This window comes from Streptomyces sp. NPDC039430 (assembly GCF_055639435.1).
In genome coordinates, this window is record NZ_JBVKAK010000012.1 from 54376 (window position 1) to 69894 (window position 15519).

The 15519-nt window shown below is 70.4% G+C and carries 18 protein-coding genes and 1 pseudogene; 13 read left to right on the top strand and 6 right to left on the bottom strand.

Features of this window, described 5'->3' with window-relative positions; genetic code table 11:
• From ACZ7LS_RS26980 to ACZ7LS_RS27005, 6 genes are all read right to left on the bottom strand, one after another.
• Positions 1 to 1002 (bottom strand): phosphotriesterase family protein, encoded by a 1002-nt coding sequence (locus tag ACZ7LS_RS26980; RefSeq protein ID WP_385133389.1) that lies wholly within the window; start codon positions 1000 to 1002, stop codon positions 1 to 3.
• A gap of 44 nt (positions 1003 to 1046) precedes the next feature.
• Positions 1047 to 2414: a YhfT family protein gene (locus ACZ7LS_RS26985; RefSeq protein WP_382517165.1), complete on the bottom strand. Its 1368-nt coding sequence runs from the start codon at positions 2412 to 2414 to the stop codon at positions 1047 to 1049.
• A 33-nt stretch (positions 2415 to 2447) separates the two neighbouring features.
• Entirely contained in the window at positions 2448 to 2804 is a 357-nt protein-coding gene (locus ACZ7LS_RS26990; protein ID WP_382517162.1) for a DUF2620 domain-containing protein, read from the bottom strand.
• A gap of 70 nt (positions 2805 to 2874) precedes the next feature.
• Positions 2875 to 3261 (bottom strand): transcriptional antiterminator, encoded by a 387-nt coding sequence (locus ACZ7LS_RS26995; protein WP_382517159.1) that lies wholly within the window; start codon positions 3259 to 3261, stop codon positions 2875 to 2877.
• Between the two features lie 142 nt (positions 3262 to 3403).
• The gene (gene yhfZ, locus ACZ7LS_RS27000; protein ID WP_382517157.1) at positions 3404 to 4342 is read right to left on the bottom strand and encodes a GntR family transcriptional regulator YhfZ; all 939 of its coding nucleotides are present in this window, start codon (positions 4340 to 4342) and stop codon (positions 3404 to 3406) included.
• Positions 4343 to 4409: 67 nt separating this feature from the next.
• Positions 4410 to 5291 (bottom strand): class I SAM-dependent methyltransferase, encoded by an 882-nt coding sequence (locus ACZ7LS_RS27005; protein ID WP_382517154.1) that lies wholly within the window; start codon positions 5289 to 5291, stop codon positions 4410 to 4412.
• A gap of 203 nt (positions 5292 to 5494) precedes the next feature.
• On the opposite strand from ACZ7LS_RS27005, the gene proS reads away from it, so the two are divergent.
• The 13 genes and pseudogenes from proS to ACZ7LS_RS27070 all read left to right on the top strand — a co-directional run bounded on the left by proS (position 5495) and on the right by ACZ7LS_RS27070 (position 15451).
• On the top strand, positions 5495 to 6910 hold the full coding sequence (gene proS / locus ACZ7LS_RS27010) for a proline--tRNA ligase (protein WP_385133393.1): 1416 nt from the start codon (positions 5495 to 5497) through the stop codon (positions 6908 to 6910).
• A 294-nt stretch (positions 6911 to 7204) separates the two neighbouring features.
• Positions 7205 to 7798, top strand: coding sequence for a hypothetical protein (locus ACZ7LS_RS27015; RefSeq protein ID WP_030351743.1), 594 nt, complete (start codon positions 7205 to 7207; stop codon positions 7796 to 7798).
• 210 nt (positions 7799 to 8008) lie between these two features.
• Positions 8009 to 8455: a 30S ribosomal protein S16 gene (gene rpsP, locus ACZ7LS_RS27020; RefSeq protein ID WP_129772198.1), complete on the top strand. Its 447-nt coding sequence runs from the start codon at positions 8009 to 8011 to the stop codon at positions 8453 to 8455.
• Positions 8456 to 8457: 2 nt separating this feature from the next.
• The gene (locus tag ACZ7LS_RS27025) at positions 8458 to 8697 is read left to right on the top strand and encodes an RNA-binding protein (RefSeq protein ID WP_382517146.1); all 240 of its coding nucleotides are present in this window, start codon (positions 8458 to 8460) and stop codon (positions 8695 to 8697) included.
• Positions 8698 to 8790: 93 nt separating this feature from the next.
• On the top strand, positions 8791 to 9429 hold the full coding sequence (gene rimM, locus ACZ7LS_RS27030; protein ID WP_382517915.1) for a ribosome maturation factor RimM: 639 nt from the start codon (positions 8791 to 8793) through the stop codon (positions 9427 to 9429).
• On the top strand, positions 9429 to 10250 hold the full coding sequence (gene trmD, locus ACZ7LS_RS27035) for a tRNA (guanosine(37)-N1)-methyltransferase TrmD (protein ID WP_382664646.1): 822 nt from the start codon (positions 9429 to 9431) through the stop codon (positions 10248 to 10250). Before rimM ends, trmD begins: the two co-directional genes overlap by 1 nt.
• 127 nt (positions 10251 to 10377) lie before the next feature.
• A complete protein-coding gene (gene rplS, locus ACZ7LS_RS27040; RefSeq protein WP_129772195.1) occupies positions 10378 to 10728 on the top strand; it encodes a 50S ribosomal protein L19 in 351 nt (116 codons plus the stop codon).
• Positions 10729 to 10798: 70 nt separating this feature from the next.
• Positions 10799 to 11698, top strand: a complete 900-nt coding sequence (lepB, locus tag ACZ7LS_RS27045) for a signal peptidase I (protein ID WP_385133397.1) — start codon at positions 10799 to 10801, stop codon at positions 11696 to 11698.
• Positions 11691 to 12807: pseudogene (lepB, locus tag ACZ7LS_RS27050) on the top strand (signal peptidase I). Before lepB (ACZ7LS_RS27045) ends, lepB (ACZ7LS_RS27050) begins: the two are co-directional and overlap by 8 nt.
• Complete coding sequence (lepB, locus tag ACZ7LS_RS27055; RefSeq protein ID WP_382517913.1) at positions 12800 to 13624, top strand: signal peptidase I; 825 nt, start codon at positions 12800 to 12802, stop codon at positions 13622 to 13624. Before lepB (ACZ7LS_RS27050) ends, lepB (ACZ7LS_RS27055) begins: the two are co-directional and overlap by 8 nt.
• An 83-nt stretch (positions 13625 to 13707) precedes the next feature.
• The gene (lepB, locus tag ACZ7LS_RS27060; RefSeq protein WP_382517139.1) at positions 13708 to 14478 is read left to right on the top strand and encodes a signal peptidase I; all 771 of its coding nucleotides are present in this window, start codon (positions 13708 to 13710) and stop codon (positions 14476 to 14478) included.
• 133 nt (positions 14479 to 14611) lie between these two features.
• Positions 14612 to 15088: an NUDIX hydrolase gene (locus ACZ7LS_RS27065; protein ID WP_382517910.1), complete on the top strand. Its 477-nt coding sequence runs from the start codon at positions 14612 to 14614 to the stop codon at positions 15086 to 15088.
• A gap of 54 nt (positions 15089 to 15142) precedes the next feature.
• The gene (locus ACZ7LS_RS27070) at positions 15143 to 15451 is read left to right on the top strand and encodes a DUF2469 domain-containing protein (RefSeq protein WP_014675276.1); all 309 of its coding nucleotides are present in this window, start codon (positions 15143 to 15145) and stop codon (positions 15449 to 15451) included.
• Positions 15452 to 15519 lie beyond the last annotated feature (68 nt).

The window sequence follows — 15519 nt, forward strand, 5'->3', positions numbered from 1 at the left end:
TCAGATCTCCTCGGTGTCGGTGTCGGTGTCGGCGCCGGTGCCGGTGCCGGTGCCGGTGGCCGGGGTGTCGTCCGTGTCGGCGCCGGTCAGGAAGCGCAGCGGATTGCGCCGGGTCATCAGGTCGATCAGCTCGTCGTCCACGCCCGCCGCGCGCGCTTTCGGCAGGAAGGACCGGAAGAGATGCCCGTACCCCTGGCCGCCCTCCGACTCCAGATAGCCGTGGCGCGAGATGTCGCAGCTGAGCAGGGCGCGGTCGGCGTGACCGGCCTCCAGCAGGGCGAGCAGCAGCCGCAGCCGGGTGTCGTCGCTCTGGTAGGACTCCTTGCCGACGGTGTCGAAGGCGACGTACGCGCCGCTCGCCGCCAGTTCGCGGTGGACGGCGGGATCGTCCAGCAGGTCCTGGTGGCCGAGACAGATCCGGTGCGGGGCCAGGCCCGTACCGGTGAGCAGTTCGAGCTGGGCGAGTCCGCCGCGGCCGAGCTGCGCATGGGTGGCGACCGACAGACCGGTGGCGACGGCGGCGTGCCCCGAGGCGAGCAGCACGCGGCTCTCCGGCTCGCTGGGCCGGTCGCCGTGGCTGCCGATCTCGCCGAGCACGCCCGGCCGGATCCCGGTGGAGTCGAGCCCGTCGGTGATCTCCTGGACCAGGGTCGCGGTGAGCCGGCCGACGGACGTGCCGCCGATCTCGTCCGGGTGGAACGGCTCGTAGTACCAGCCGGCGGCCGCGACCACCGCGACCCCGGACTCCTCGGCGGCACGGGCCAGGGCGCGCGGGTCGCGGCCCATGCCGCGGCAGGTCAGCTCGATGACCAGGGAGAGCCCGAACTCGGCGCGCAGTGTGGTCAGTTCGGAGGTGACGGCGTCCAGATGGCGTCCGGCGTCGAGGACGGCGGCGCCGTCGCCCGTACGGTCGAGATCGAGGACGAGGTGTTCGTGGGAGAGCGCCGGGCCGCGCACGGCGGAGACGGGCAGCGGCCCGGCGACGGTGGTGAGATGAGGCATGAGTGGGGGTGCCTTCCTGGCGGGCCCGTCCGGCCGTCGCGGGGTCAGCCCTTGACGGGGGTGAACAGGTCCAGCCAGTAGAGGAGGTTGAGGAGAACGCCGCCGACGATGACCGCCGCGGGCGCCGCCGCCATCCGCACCACGGGCCTGCCCATCGCCTCGTTGAGGAGATAGAGCCCGCCGACGATGAGGATCGCGAGCCCGCCGCCCATGACATTGGCCGCGAGCAGTGAGCCGAAGAGGATCGCCAGTTGCAGGGTGTCGGTGATCGCGCTCCGCAGATGCTCGGAGGAGTCCCGCACGCTCGGCAGTTTGCCCAGGACCTTGCCGATGGAGGACAGGGCCAGCACTTCGAGGGCGAAGACCACGGCGCCGACGACGGCCGCCAGGATCGGGTTCGGCAGCAGATAGCCGATGGGGTAGACGAGCGTGAAACCGGCGATGCCGTACGCGCCGGAGGCGAGCGCGGTCGTCGCGATCAGCGGGATGAAGCCGAAGACCCGGTAGAAGTCGACCTGGGCGGCCTCGCTGTACTGGCCCTTGGCGATCAGGAAGCTGGTCGCCTCGCCGCCGCCGAAGATATGCATCTGCGCCAGCACGCAGACTCCGGCGCCCAGCACCATGAACAGCGGCAGATACCGGCGCAGCCGCAGCGCGCTGGCGCTGAAGAGCGAGGCCATCGGATCGTCTCCGGCCTCCGCCTGCCGCCCCGTACCCGAGGTCTCCTCGCCCGCCGCCAGTGCGGCGGCCCGGTCCGCCGAGCGCTGGAGCAGGTCCTTCCGGACGGCGAAGCCGATGAGCAGCAGCACACCGGCCGCCATCGCCAGTGAGCCGGCGAAGACGTTGGGCCAGAGCTTCATCGTCATGATCACGAGCGCCAGCTCCAGCACGGCCGCCAGGCCGCCGCGCAGCCGCCCGAACTGCTTGGTGATGGCGAGCACCGGGAAGAGCGTGAAGAGGAAGAGGATCGGCGTCGACATCTGCTGCATCGCCGTCAGGAAGTCGACGGGCAGATCGTGCGCGACGTCATTGGCCCCGTTGAGACCGAAGACGACCACGGCGCCCCAGGCGCCGCCGAGCAGCGGCGCGAGCCACTTCCGCGGCGCGAGGATGCCCAGGATGTCGGTGGGGAGGAAGAGCAGCCAGGGGTTGAGTACACCGCTGGACAGCGCCATCGGGGCGCCGAGGCCGAAGATGAAGCCCGCCGAGAGACCGAAGGAGACCGCGGTGGTGGCGGTCCGCTTGGAGCGTCCCTGGATGAAGTCGAGCATGAAGGGGCGTACGCCGTCGTTGAACACGGCCAGCGCCATGTGCGCGATGAAGGCGGTCAGCGCGCACAGGGCTATGACGAAAAGCTTCTGCGTCAGCGAGAAGTCCAGACTGGTACTCGCTGCGAGGACGGTGCTGCTCACGGGGTCTCTCCTCCGGTCCTGGCAGGTCTTCGGTCAGCCGCGCGCGGCGATCGCGCGGGCCATGATCGGGGCGAGCACGTCGATCTGGTCGATGGCGAAGCCGAAGACCTTCTTCCCGTCCGCCAGCAGGGCGGCGACCTCGTCCTCGGTGGGGACGTGGCGGCCGAAGGTGTGGCAGAGCGGCTGGCCCAGGAGGCCGACCAGGATGCCGAGAGAGGCGCCGGCGCCGGTGTGACAGGTGCCGAGGTAGTAATCGGCCTGCCCGGCGCGGAGCTTCATCGCGGCGTCCATGTCGTTGGAGACCGTGATCTCCAGGCCGTCGAGGGCGAGTGCGGAGACGGTGTTCGCGACCTCGGTCTTGCCGACGCCGCCGGTGAGGATCTTCGTCATGGCTGGGTCCTTCGCGCTGCGAATGAGGTGGGTCCTATGGGCGAGGTGGGATCTGTGGGTGGGGTGAGACCTACGGGTGGGGTGAGGCGGGGGAGTTCTGCGCCAGTACGGCGAGATGCAGGCCCAGGAAGTTGATCTCGGAGCCGGGGAGCGGAGCGCCCAACTCCCGTTCGGCGCGTGCGGAGACCGCGCGGGCGCGGGCCACGGCCTCGGGGTGGGCGGCGAGTTCGGCCGCCACCTGCTCGTCGGTCCTGAACTCCTCGATCGGCGCGCCGTCGAGCAGCCGGTCGAGGGCCATCATCAGATGGCTGGTGAGCATGCCGGCCGTGGCCTCGGTGACGGTATGGCCCTCGGCGGCCAGGGAGTCCAGCTCCTCGGTCACGAACGCGGCGACCTCGGGCCTGACCTGGCCGCTCTCGCGGAACAGCTGGACGCGGAGGGCGAGCTGGTCGTCCATGGGTTCGGTCTTCCTTTCCTTCGATCCCGTTCCGTGGGTCCGGTCCTCGGAGCCGACGAAGAGACAGTAACCAGGATTTTGTATTTTGAGCCGACGCGTCGGCGCGCGCAGGTGTCCTTTCGCGTGGCCGTGGCCGTGACGGTCAGTACGAGGGCGTGCGCTCACCGCGCAACACCTCGGTCTGGAGGGTGGTGACGACCGACAGATCGAGGGATTCGCGTACGGCGCCGAGCGCCTTCGCCCCCTCCGTCCTGCCGATGATCGCCGCGCTGGAGTTGCGCAGCGACAGATCGCGGGTGATCTCGTCGCCGAGCGGCAGGACGTCCACGCTCACCCCGAGCAGCCCCTGCGCCTCATCGAGGTTCCAGACGGTGGCGTCGGCCTGATCGTGTTCGAACAGCTCGCGCAGCTGCATGTACGACGCCTCGATCCACTCGATGTCCGGGCGCCCGGCGAACGCGCGCTCGGCGAGCATCCGCTGATCCTCCGAGGCGTGGTCGACGGCGACGCGCAGCCCCGGGGTCTCCGGGTCCGAGCCGCGCCGCAGCAGCAGACCGTGCGCCCCGACGTACGTGGCCGGGCCCAGATCCGCGACCAGCTCGACGGGATGGTCCTCGATCAGCCGGTCGGCGGCGAAGCGCGACAGGACGACGAGATCGACCTTGCCTTCGAGGAGGGCGGTCGTACGGGCGCCGGCGCCCCGCATGAAGGTGATCGCGAAAGGCGCGCCGGCCTCCTCGAAGGCGGCGCGCAGCCCGGTCGCCAGCCCCTCGTACCGGCGGGAGTACGGCAGCGGCATCGCGGCGAGGAGCGTGCCGAGCCCGGAGAGCCGCCACAGTATGGAGCGGTCCGAGCGGACGAGGAAGGTGCCGAGATGGCCCCGGGCCGTCGTCTCGATCGCCTCGGCGTTCTCCAGCAGCTGGAGCGCGGCCTGGACGGTGCCGTTCCCCACGCCCAGCTCCACGGCGAAGTCCCGCACGCGCGGCAGCCGGGTCTCCGGCTCGTGGTTCAGCAGGAGAACCGCCAGCTGCCGGGCCGCGAGGCCGTTGCGGGTCAGGAAACGCTCGTCGAAGCCAGTCACGGGTGCGACAGTAAACAGAATTCCGGATACTGTCCAGGGTTTGGTGCCGGTCCGTTATGAGCGGACCTCAGGGCGTACGGGCGATCAGATACCGGAAGACATTCGGCATCCAGACCGTGCCGTCACGGCGCAGATGCGGATGGAGCGCCTCACCGATCTCCTTCTCCACCAGCCGGCGGTTCGTCGTCCGGATCGCGCCGTCGAACACCCCCGTCGACAACAGGCCGCGGACCGCGCTCTCCTGGTCCGCGTATCCGAACGGGCAGGCCACCCGGCCCGAACCGTCCGGCTTCAGACCGGCCCGCGCCGCGACCTCCTCCAGATCGTCGCGGTGCCCCGGCCGCCGGGCGCCCCTGCGCGGGCGGTCGCCCAGCCGGCCCGCGACCCGCAGCACCCCGTCCGTGGCACACCGCTCCGGCGGACCCCAGGCCGCGAGCACCACGGGCGTGCCGCGCCGGGCCAGTGGTATCGCCTCGTCGAGCGCCGGTCCCAGCCCCTTCGCGTCGCCCGCCACGGAGCCGATCGGCTGGAAGGCGGTGATCAGGTCGTACGGTGAACGGCCGGGCCCCGGCGCGGCGTCGGCCATCCGGTCCACCGGCAGCAGTGTGCCCGTGTCGGCCGCGCGGTCCGTCCGGCCGTCCCGCTCCAGGTCGGCGCGGAGCCGCTCGCGGGCCAGTGCCAGCCGCTCATGGTCGGAATCGACACCGGTCACCCGCGCACCCCGCGCGGCCGCGAGCAGCAGCGCGAGCCCCGAGCCGCAGCCGAGGCCGAGCACCCTGGTCCCGCTCCGGACCTCCAGGCGCTCGTACACCGCCTCGTAGAGCGGCACCAGCATCCGTTCCTGGATCTCGGCCCAGTCGCGGGCGCGCGCGCCCGCCTCGGCGGAGGCCGCCGGTGCCGTGCCCGTGGTCGAGAGCCGCTGGTGGTGCCGGCCGAGCGTACGTGTCATGGATAGCGCCCCAATCCGCCGAGAGGTCGGTCATGCCCTGATGGACTCCCCCCGTGTACGTGCGCGCGTTCTTCCCCCGTATGCCAGAGAACTCCGCATCCGTGCCCGCGTCCAGTGGGCGGCGGGCAAAGCGTGTTTGCCCCGGGCGTGCGCCCCCGCGCGCATGGCCGGTTCCTTGCGTCCGGGCCCGTACGATGCCCGCCATGGCGAAGGCACCTGTTCTCACGCCCCGGGCCGACGACTTCCCCCGCTGGTACCAGGATCTGATCAACAAGGCCGAACTGGCCGACAACGGGCCGGTGCGCGGCACGATGGTGATTAGGCCATATGGGTACGGTCTGTGGGAGCGGATGCAGCAGGAGCTGGATGCCCGTATCAAGGCCGCCGGCGCCTCGAACGCGTACTTCCCGCTCCTCATCCCGCGGTCGTATCTGACCCGGGAGGCGGCGCACGTCGAGGGTTTCGCGCCCGAACTGGCGATCGTCACGCACGGCGGCGGCAAGGACCTGGAGGAGCCGGTCGTCGTCCGGCCCACCTCCGAGACGATCGTCAACGAGTACTTCGCCAAGTGGGTGCGCAGCTACCGCGATCTGCCGCTGCTGATCAACCAGTGGGCCAACGTCGTCCGCTGGGAGATGCGCCCCCGCGTCTTCCTGCGCACCACCGAATTCCTCTGGCAGGAGGGCCACACCGCCCACGCCACCTCCGAGGACGCCAGGGACTACGCCGCGCACATCCACCGGAACGTCTACGCGGACTTCATGACCGAGGTCCTCGGAATCGATGTCGTCCTGGGCCGCAAGACCGCGCGCGAGCGCTTCGCCGGAGCGGTCAACACCCTCACGCTCGAAGGGATGATGGGCGACGGCAAGGCCCTCCAGATGGGCACGAGCCACGAGCTGGGACAGAACTTCGCGCGGGCCTTCCACACCCGGTATCTGTCGAAGGAGGGCACCGAGGAGCTGGTCTGGCAGACCTCCTGGGGCGCCTCGACGCGGATGATCGGCGGACTGATCATGTCCCACGGCGACGACGACGGACTGCGCGTCCCGCCGCGCCTCGCCGCCGTACAGGCCGTCGTGCTGGCCATCAAGGACGACGAACCGGTCCTGGCCGCCGTCCGTGAGACCGCCGAGCGCCTCCGGCTCGCCGGCGTCCGGGCCCTGGTCGACGACCGCACCGACATCCCCTTCGGCCGCCGGGCCGTCGACTGGGAGCTGAAGGGCGTGCCCGTACGGATCGAGATCGGCCCGCGCGACCTGGAGAACGGCACGGCGATGCTCGTACGCCGGATCCCCGGAGGCAAGGAGCCGGTGGCGGCGGGCGCCCTCGCCGGGCTGCTGCCCACCGTCCTTGAGGACGACCAGGCCCTGCTGCTGACGGAGTCCAGGGCGCGCCGCGAGGCCCGTACCGCCGACGTCTCCACCGTCGCCGAGGCCGCCGAGGCCGCCGCGGCGGGCGGCTGGGCACGCATTCCCTGGGCGACGCTGGGTACCCGCGGAGAGGCGGCTCTCGCCGAGCGCGGGGTCTCCGTACGGTGTCTGGTCGCCGAGGACGGGGCGGTGCCGGAAACGGATGATGAGGCGGGTAGTGTCGCCATTGTGGCCCGCGCGTATTGAGCGGATCCGTCACCAGGCGTCCAGCGCGTCCCCCGTCCGGAACCCCTTCCGCGGGGAGCCCCTCTTGAGGGGGAGAAGCTCCTCTTGAAGAGGAAGCGCCGGTGTACGTAGATCGTCTACGCGTCGAAGCGTACGAGACGCTACGTACCACCTTGGTAGGAGCTGTGAGACTTCTCCGCAGATCAGCGCACCCGCCCTCGTCCGGACGCATCAATGGCAACTGACGGGTACGTGCAAATTATTTGGGATGCCCCGTAATGGAACCCGGGAGCCTTCCGGCTCGTTGTTCACGACGTGAGCACGACACCACCTGTTCTCGCCGCAGAGCTGGCGCAGGCGTGGGCCGATATTCAGCGGTCCCACCCCGAGCTGCCGGATCTTGCCGCGCCCGAGTCCCTGATCGGAGAGTCGTCGTCCGCCTGTGGCGCCGAGCTCTCTTTCGAACGACTGCTTCACGAAGCGGTCCATGGCATCGCCGCGGCCAGAGGTGTCCGGGACACCTCGCGGGCCGGCCGCTATCACAACCGCCGATTCCTGGCGATCGCCGAGGAGATGGGCCTCGACCATCCCGAGGAGCCGCATCCCAGCAGTGGTTTCTCCCTGGTCTCGCTCAGCCCCGAGGCGAAGCGGCGGTACCGCCCCACCATCGAGCGATTGCAGCGCGCCCTCAAGGCGCACACGGTCGCGACGGCCGCCGACACCAAGCGCAGCTTCCGCGGCCCGGCCGCCAGACACGGCTCGTCGGGCGGCGGGGTACGCGTCAAGGCGGTCTGTGACTGCGGGCGGAACGTACGGGTCGTACCGTCGGTCCTCGCCCAGGCCCCGATCGTCTGCGGTGGCTGCGGCAAGCCCTTCCGTATCCCCGAAGTGGTCGGCGCCGCGGGCTGAGTCACCGGCCGTCCCGGACGCTCCCGCCCCCTGCCCGCCACCGGGTCATGCCCGGTCGCGGGCGTATGGCAGAATGGCCAGCTGTACTCGACAGTCGCACAGGACCCCTCTCTCCTCCGGCTGACGCGTCCATCGGGCGGATCGGGTACCGCAACCCCACGCGGCATCCCGTTGTGCCCAACCACGTCAAGACCAGGAGACACCACTCCAGTGGCAGTCAAGATCAAGCTGAAGCGTCTGGGCAAGATCCGTTCGCCTCACTACCGCATCATCGTCGCCGACTCCCGTACCCGCCGCGACGGCCGGGCCATCGAGGAGATCGGTCTGTACCACCCGGTGCAGAACCCCTCGCGCATCGAGGTCGACTCGGAGCGCGCGCGTTACTGGCTGTCCGTCGGCGCCCAGCCGACCGAGCCGGTTCTCGCGATCCTCAAGCTCACCGGTGACTGGCAGGCGCACAAGGGCCTGCCGGCCCCCGCGCCGCTGCTCCAGCCGGAGCCGAAGGCCGACAAGCGCGCCCTCTTCGAGGCCGCCGCGAAGGACGCCGGCGACGAGCCCAAGGGTGAGGCGATCACTCAGAAGGCCAAGAAGTCCGACAAGAAGGCCGACGAAGCCGGGACCGAGTCCTCGGCCGCCGCCGAGTCGACCGAGGCCTGAGCATGCTCGAGGAGGCTCTCGAGCACCTCGTGAAGGGCATCGTCGACAACCCGGACGAAGTGCAGGTGGCCTCGCGCGACCTGCGCCGCGGCCGTGTGCTGGAGGTCCGGGTGCACCCGGACGACCTCGGCAAGGTGATCGGCCGCAACGGCCGCACCGCACGTGCTCTGCGGACCGTCGTGGGCGCCATCGGCGGCCGCGGCATCCGCGTCGATCTCATCGACGTGGACCAGGTTCGCTGAGCCAGCAGAACACCGGCAGGGGCCGGGAGGGCCACGGCCTTCCCGGCCTTCGCTGTTTCCGGTGCGTGATCGTGACAAGAAGGTGGAGTGTCAGTGCAGTTGGTGGTCGGGCGGGTGGGCCGCGCCCATGGGATCAAGGGCGAGGTCACCGTCGAGGTGCGTACGGACGAGCCCGAACTGCGGCTCGGGCCCGGCGCCGTACTCGCCACGGAACCGGCGCAGGCCGGACCGCTGAGGATCGAGACGGGCCGGGTGCACAGCGGCAGGCTGCTGCTCCGCTTCGAGGGCGTACGCGACCGTACGGGCGCCGAGGCGCTGCGCAATGTCCTGCTGATCGCGGAGGTCGACCCCGAGGAACTCCCCGCCGACCCCGAGGAGTTCTACGACCATCAGCTGATGGACCTGGACGTGGTACTCGCCGACGGCACGGAGATCGGGCGGATCACCGAGATCTCGCATCTGCCCTCGCAGGACCTGTTCATCGTGGAGCGGCCGGACGGCAGCGAGGTGATGATCCCCTTTGTGGAGGAGATCGTCACCGAGATCGACCTGGAGGAGCAGCGGGCCGTCATCGACCCGCCGCCGGGGCTGATCGACGACCAGGCGGAGATCGCCTCGGGCCGGGACGGTGACGCCGGCGGCGCGTCCGGTACGCCCGGCCAGGACGGCGCGTCCGGCGAGGGAGCCACGTCCTCCGGCAGGGACGGCGCGTCCGGTGGGGACGGCGGCTGATGCGGCTCGATGTGGTCACGATCTTCCCGGAGTACCTGGAGCCGCTGAACGTCTCGCTCGTCGGCAAGGCCCGCGCGCGCGGCCGGCTCGACGTGCACGTGCACGACCTCCGGGAGTGGACGTACGACCGGCACAACACGGTCGATGACACCCCGTACGGCGGCGGTCCCGGCATGGTCATGAAGACCGAGCCCTGGGGCGACGCGCTGGACGACGTCCTGGCGAGCGGCTACGAGTCGGGCGCCCACGGCCCGGTCCTGGTCGTGCCCACCCCCAGCGGCCGCCCGTTCACCCAGGAACTGGCCGTCGAGCTGTCCGAGCTGCCCTGGCTGGTCTTCACCCCGGCGCGTTACGAGGGCATCGACCGCCGGGTCATCGACGAGTACGCGACCCGCGTACCGGTGGTCGAGGTCTCCATCGGTGACTATGTGCTCGCCGGCGGCGAGGCCGCCGTACTGGTGATCACGGAGGCCGTGGCCCGGCTGCTGCCCGGTGTGCTCGGCAACGCGGAGTCGCACCGCGACGACTCCTTCGCCCCCGGCGCGATGGCGAATCTGCTGGAGGGCCCCGTCTACACGAAGCCGCCGGAGTGGCGCGGGCGCGGGATTCCCGGGGTGCTGCTCAGCGGCCACCACGGCAAGATCGCGCGCTGGCGGCGGGACGAGGCGTTCCGGCGCACCGCCCTCAACCGGCCCGATCTGATCGAGCGTTGCGACCCGGCGTCCTTCGACAAGAAGGACCGCGAGACGCTCTCCATCCTGGGCTGGGCGCCGGAGCCCGGCGGCCGATTTTGGCGCAGGCCAGGGGCCATGGAAGAATAGGCCGCTGCTGTACGTCCGGTGTGCGCCCCTGCCACAGGGGGAACGACGCCCGCCCGACGCGGACAGCACATCCGACTCTCTCGATATCCGCTGATGACCTGTGGCATCAGCGAGGAAGCAGACCTTCATGGCCAGCCTGCTCGACGTCGTCGACGCATCGTCGCTCCGCAGCGACCTCCCCGCTTTCCGTCCCGGTGACACCGTGAACGTCCACGTACGGGTCATCGAGGGCAACCGCTCCCGTATCCAGCAGTTCAAGGGCGTCGTCATCCGCCGCCAGGGCTCCGGCGTCCGTGAGACCTTCACGGTCCGCAAGGTCTCCTTCTCCGTCGGCGTCGAGCGCACCTTCCCGGTGCACAGCCCGATCTTCGAGAAGATCGAGCTCGTGAGCCGCGGTGACGTCCGTCGCGCCAAGCTGTACTACCTCCGTGAGCTGCGCGGCAAGGCCGCGAAGATCAAGGAGAAGCGCGACAGGTAAGCCCGTGGCGTCCGGGCCCGCTCGGACGCGCACCCGGGTCCGCAGGGCCGCCGGATAAGATCTGGCCCCGATGGACACCGAAGCACGACAGACGGAGCGCGACCGCTCTTCCGCTTCCCACGACGGGACGGAAGAGGGGTCGCGCTCCGCGTGTTCCCCCCGTTCCCCCCGTTCCTCCCGGTGGCTGCCCGGGGTGTCCGGACTGTCCGGGCTCTCGTGGGGAAGGGTGGGGCTGCTCGGGCTCGCCTGCGGGGTCTTCGCACTGCTCCTCAGCAACTTCGTGGTGCAGCCGTTCCTGATCCCCAGCGGTTCGATGGAGCCCACGCTCCAGGTCGGGGACCGGGTGCTCGTCAACAAGGTGGCGTACCGTTTCGGTACCGCGCCGGAGCGCGGTGATGTGGTGGTCTTCGACGGCACCGGATCCTTCGTCCAGGAGCCGACGGGGGAGAACCCCGTCACCGGGCTGCTGCACGGGGCGGCCGCGGCCCTGGGTCTCGCCGAGCCCGCCGAGACCGACTTCGTCAAGCGCGTGGTCGGTGTGGGGGGTGACCGCGTGGTCTGCTGCGACAAGGGGGGCAGGGTCGAGGTGAACGGCCGGGCCGTGGACGAGCGGTATCTGTACGCCGGAGACGCGCCCTCCAGCGTCCCCTTCGACATCGTCGTACCCCGGGGCACCCTCTGGGTGATGGGCGACCACCGCAGCAATTCGCGCGACTCCCGCGACCATCTCGGCGACCCCGGCGGCGGCATGGTGCCCGTGGACAAGGTCATCGGACGGGCGGACTGGATCGGCTGGCCGCTGGGCCGCTGGGCCGCTCTGGAGCCGACAGAGGCCTTCCAGGGCGTACGGGGGCCGGGGGACGCCGAGCCCACTGGTGCCGGGGCGGACTCCGGTGACGCAGCGGCCCCGGGTGACGAGGCGGCCCCGGGTGGTATGGAGACCCCTGTCCCGGGCGGTGTCCATGGGTAAGCGGGGGCGCCGCCGCCGTCCCAGCCATGGGGCCGACACCCGGCTGCCGACCGGCTCCCGGCCCACCACCGGCCGGACGCTGCCGGGGCGCGCGGAGCGCCGTAAGCTCGCCCGCCGGGTGAAGCGGCGCCGTCGCAGGTCCGCGGCGAAGGAGATACCGCTGCTCATCACCGTGGCGGTGCTGATCGCGCTCGTCCTCAAGACGTTTCTGGTGCAGGCGTTCGTGATCCCCTCGGGATCGATGGAGCAGACGATCAGGATCAGCGACCGGGTGCTGGTGGACAAGCTCACGCCGTGGTTCGGCTCGAAGCCGGAGCGCGGCGATGTCGTGGTCTTCAAGGACCCCGGCAACTGGCTCCAGGACGAGAAGCCGGCGCCGGACGACTCGCCCATTGTGATCAAGCAGGTCAAGCAGGCGCTGACGTTCATCGGACTGCTGCCGTCCGCCGACGAGCAGGATCTGATCAAGCGCGTCGTCGCGACCGGCGGGGACACCGTCAAGTGCTGCGACCGGGACGGCAAGGTCACCGTCAACGGCACGCCGCTGACCGAGCCGTATCTGAACCCCGGGAACGCGCCCTCCACGATCCCCTTCGAGGTGCGGGTGCCGGCCGGACGCATCTTCGTGATGGGGGACCACAGGTCCAATTCGGCCGACTCCCGCTTCCACCTCCAGGAGGCGGACAAGGGGACCGTCTCGGAGGACGAGGTGGTGGGCCGCGCGGTCGTCATCGCCTGGCCGGTCGGTCACTGGCGGCGACTGGAGGAGCGGGAGACCTACGCTTCGGTCCCCGATCCGCGCGCCGCGCCGACGACGGCACTGGGGCCGTCCCATAGTCTGTCTTCCCAGGATCTGAACGGATTGATCCGGCTCCCGAGCCCTGCGGAACTCCCGCTCGTTATGGGAGTGGTGGGCCTGTCCCGTCTCCGGGGCAGGCGGTCGCACGGAGTAATCGCACGGAGTGAGGAGTGGATGTGGGGGATGTGGCGGTCGGCGCACGATCCGGACACGATGATCCCGAGGAGGGACACGAGCAGCTCGCCGAGTCGCCCGAGAACGTGACGGACAGGCGGACGGAACGCGGAAGCGGGTCCGGTGGGATCCATGACGGCGACAGGGACGGCGACAGCGACGGAGACGGATCGGACGCGAGGAAACCGCGCTCCTTCTGGAAGGAGCTGCCCCTCCTCATCGGGATCGCGCTCCTGCTGGCGCTTCTGATCAAGACTTTCCTGGTGCAGGCGTTCTCGATCCCCTCGGACTCGATGCAGGACACCCTGCAGCGGGGCGACCGGGTGCTGGTGGACAAGCTCACCCCCTGGTTCGGCTCCGAGCCGGAGCGCGGTGAGGTCGTCGTCTTCCATGACCCGGGCGGCTGGCTGGACGACACCCAGGCACCCGAGCCGAATGTGGCGCAGCGGTTCCTGAGCTTCATCGGGCTGATGCCGTCGTCCGAGGAGAAGGACCTGATCAAGCGGGTCATCGCGGTCGGCGGTGACACGGTGGAGTGCAAGAAGGGTGGAAAGGTCCAGGTCAACGGGGTTCCGTTGAACGAGACGGATTACATCTACCCGGGCAACACTCCCTGTGACGACAAGCCGTTCGGGCCGATCGACGTGCCCAAGGACAGCATCTGGGTGATGGGCGACCACCGGCAGAACTCGCTGGACTCCCGCTACCACCAGGAGCTGACCGGTAACGGCACGGTCTCCAACGACGAGGTCGTCGGGCGCGCGTTCGTGGTGGCCTGGCCGGTCAACCGCTGGTCGCTGCTTCCGGTGCCCGGCACGTTCGACCAGTCGGGGCTGAGCGCGGCGGCGTCGGTGGCCTCGGCCGCGGTTCCGGGGGCGCTGGGCCTGGCCGGAGCGGTGCCGTTCGTACTGTGGCGCCGAAGGAGGCTGACCCGGGGGCGTACCGCCGGGTAGGGTGCCGTCCCGGATCGTCGATCTCCGAGGATCATTCTCCGGAACGGTGAGTGATCGTTCTCCGGAACGGGGGGAGTGCTGGGATGAGCGGATCAGGACGAGCGGAACGTGCGAACGGCGGCCATGGCCGCCTCGGCAGTGTGCTGTCGGGGCTGGCCGTGGCCGTCGGCTGTGTGCTCTTCCTCGGCGGGTTCGTGTGGGGGGCCGTCGAGTACCTGCCGTACACCGTCCCGACCAACTCGATGGACCCGACCGTGAAGGCCGGTGACCGGGTGCTGGCGCAGCGGATATCCGGCGACGAGGTGCGCCGCGGCGACGTGGTGGTCTTCAAGGACGCGGACTGGGCCAATATGCCGATGGTGAAGCGGGTGGTCGCGGTCGGCGGCGACACGATCGCCTGCTGTGACGCGGACGGCCGGCTCACCGTCAACGGCACGGCGGTCGAGGAGCCGTACGTACAGGGAATGATCGGTGGGCGGGCGTCCACGACCGACTTCGACGCGACCGTGCCCGAGGGGAAGCTGTTTCTGCTCGGTGATGAACGCAGCGGTTCGCTGGACTCCCGGGTCCATCTGGAGGACGCGGGGCAGGGATCGGTGCCGCGCTCGGCGGTCGACGCGCGCGTCGACGCCGTGGCCTGGCCGCTGGGCGGGGTGATCGAACGGCCGGCGGGATTCGCCGCGCTGCCGGGCGGGGTGTCCGGGCCGGGGCCGGTGCGGCTGATCGTGGGGGCGGTGGTGGCCGGGGCGGCGCTGATCTTCGGCGGGGCGGCGTACGGGCCGGTCGCCCGGCGGTTCTCGAAGCCGCGGGCCGGTGGCCGGAGTGGTGAAGGGGTGTCCGCGGGTGTCCGCTGAATCTGCCGGGGCTGCTGGGGCCGCCGGGGCAGCGGGGGCAGCTGGGGCAACCGGGGCCGCACGGTCCGCCGGGGGCGCCGGGTCGCCGGGGCCGCCGGGGCAGGGTGGGACCGCCGGGCAGGGTGAGCGAGCGCTGCGGAAGGTGGCGCGGGTGGTGCTGCTGGATCCGGAGGACCGGATTCTGCTGTTGCACGGATACGAGCCCGGTGACCGGGACAACACCTGGTGGTTCACGCCCGGCGGGGGCCTGGAGGGCGACGAGACCCGGGAAGAGGCCGCGCTGCGCGAGCTGGCGGAGGAGACGGGGATCACAGAGGTGGAGCTGGGACCCGTGCTGTGGCGCCGGACCTGCTCCTTCCCGTTCGACGGGCGCCGCTGGGATCAGGATGAGTGGTACTTCCTGGCGCGTACGACGCAGACCGAGACGTCGCCCGAGGGGCTGACCGAGCTGGAGCTGCGAAGTGTCGCGGGGTTGAGGTGGTGGACCTCCGCCGAACTGTCGGCGGCGCGTGAGACGGTGTATCCGACCAGGCTCGCCGAGCTGCTGCGCACGCTGCTCGACGAGGGTCCCCCGGGTGCGCCGGTGGACCTCGCCCCCGAGAGCGTCTAGGGGCGCGAGTGCCGGAGCACAATGGGGGGACGTACGGCTGAAGGGGAACATGCCATGAGCGCCGAGGACCTCGAGAAGTACGAGACCGAGATGGAGCTGAAGCTCTACCGGGAGTACCGAGATGTCGTCGGTCTGTTCAAATACGTGATCGAGACCGAGCGTCGCTTTTATCTCACCAATGACTACGAGATGCAGGTGCACTCGGTGCAGGGTGAGGTCTTTTTCGAGGTCACGATGGCGGATGCGTGGGTCTGGGACATGTACAGGCCGGCCAGGTTCGTCAAGCAGGTGCGGGTGCTCACGTTCAAGGACGTGAATATCGAGGAGCTGAACAAGAGCGACCTCGAACTCCCCGGCGGCTGAAGGACGTGATCGTGCCGGGGGCGCCGGAGCGCGGGAGCGCCACGGACGAGTGAGCGGGTTTTCCACAA

Bases quoted from the DNA above. Each gene is read 5' to 3' on its own strand.
- lepB (WP_382517139.1), top strand. From the start codon at position 13,708: ATGAGCGGATCAGGACGAGCGGAACGTGCGAACGGCGGCCATGGCCGC.
- proS (WP_385133393.1), top strand. From the start codon at position 5,495: ATGGCGAAGGCACCTGTTCTCACGCCCCGGGCCGACGACTTCCCCCGC.
- ACZ7LS_RS27005 (WP_382517154.1), bottom strand. From the start codon at position 5,291: ATGACACGTACGCTCGGCCGGCACCACCAGCGGCTCTCGACCACGGGC.
- ACZ7LS_RS27025 (WP_382517146.1), top strand. From the start codon at position 8,458: ATGCTCGAGGAGGCTCTCGAGCACCTCGTGAAGGGCATCGTCGACAAC.
- lepB (WP_385133397.1), top strand. From the start codon at position 10,799: ATGGACACCGAAGCACGACAGACGGAGCGCGACCGCTCTTCCGCTTCC.
- trmD (WP_382664646.1), top strand. From the start codon at position 9,429: ATGCGGCTCGATGTGGTCACGATCTTCCCGGAGTACCTGGAGCCGCTG.
- ACZ7LS_RS26995 (WP_382517159.1), bottom strand. From the start codon at position 3,261: ATGGACGACCAGCTCGCCCTCCGCGTCCAGCTGTTCCGCGAGAGCGGC.
- ACZ7LS_RS26980 (WP_385133389.1), bottom strand. From the start codon at position 1,002: ATGCCTCATCTCACCACCGTCGCCGGGCCGCTGCCCGTCTCCGCCGTG.
- ACZ7LS_RS27070 (WP_014675276.1), top strand. From the start codon at position 15,143: ATGAGCGCCGAGGACCTCGAGAAGTACGAGACCGAGATGGAGCTGAAG.
- rplS (WP_129772195.1), top strand. From the start codon at position 10,378: ATGGCCAGCCTGCTCGACGTCGTCGACGCATCGTCGCTCCGCAGCGAC.
- ACZ7LS_RS26990 (WP_382517162.1), bottom strand. From the start codon at position 2,804: ATGACGAAGATCCTCACCGGCGGCGTCGGCAAGACCGAGGTCGCGAAC.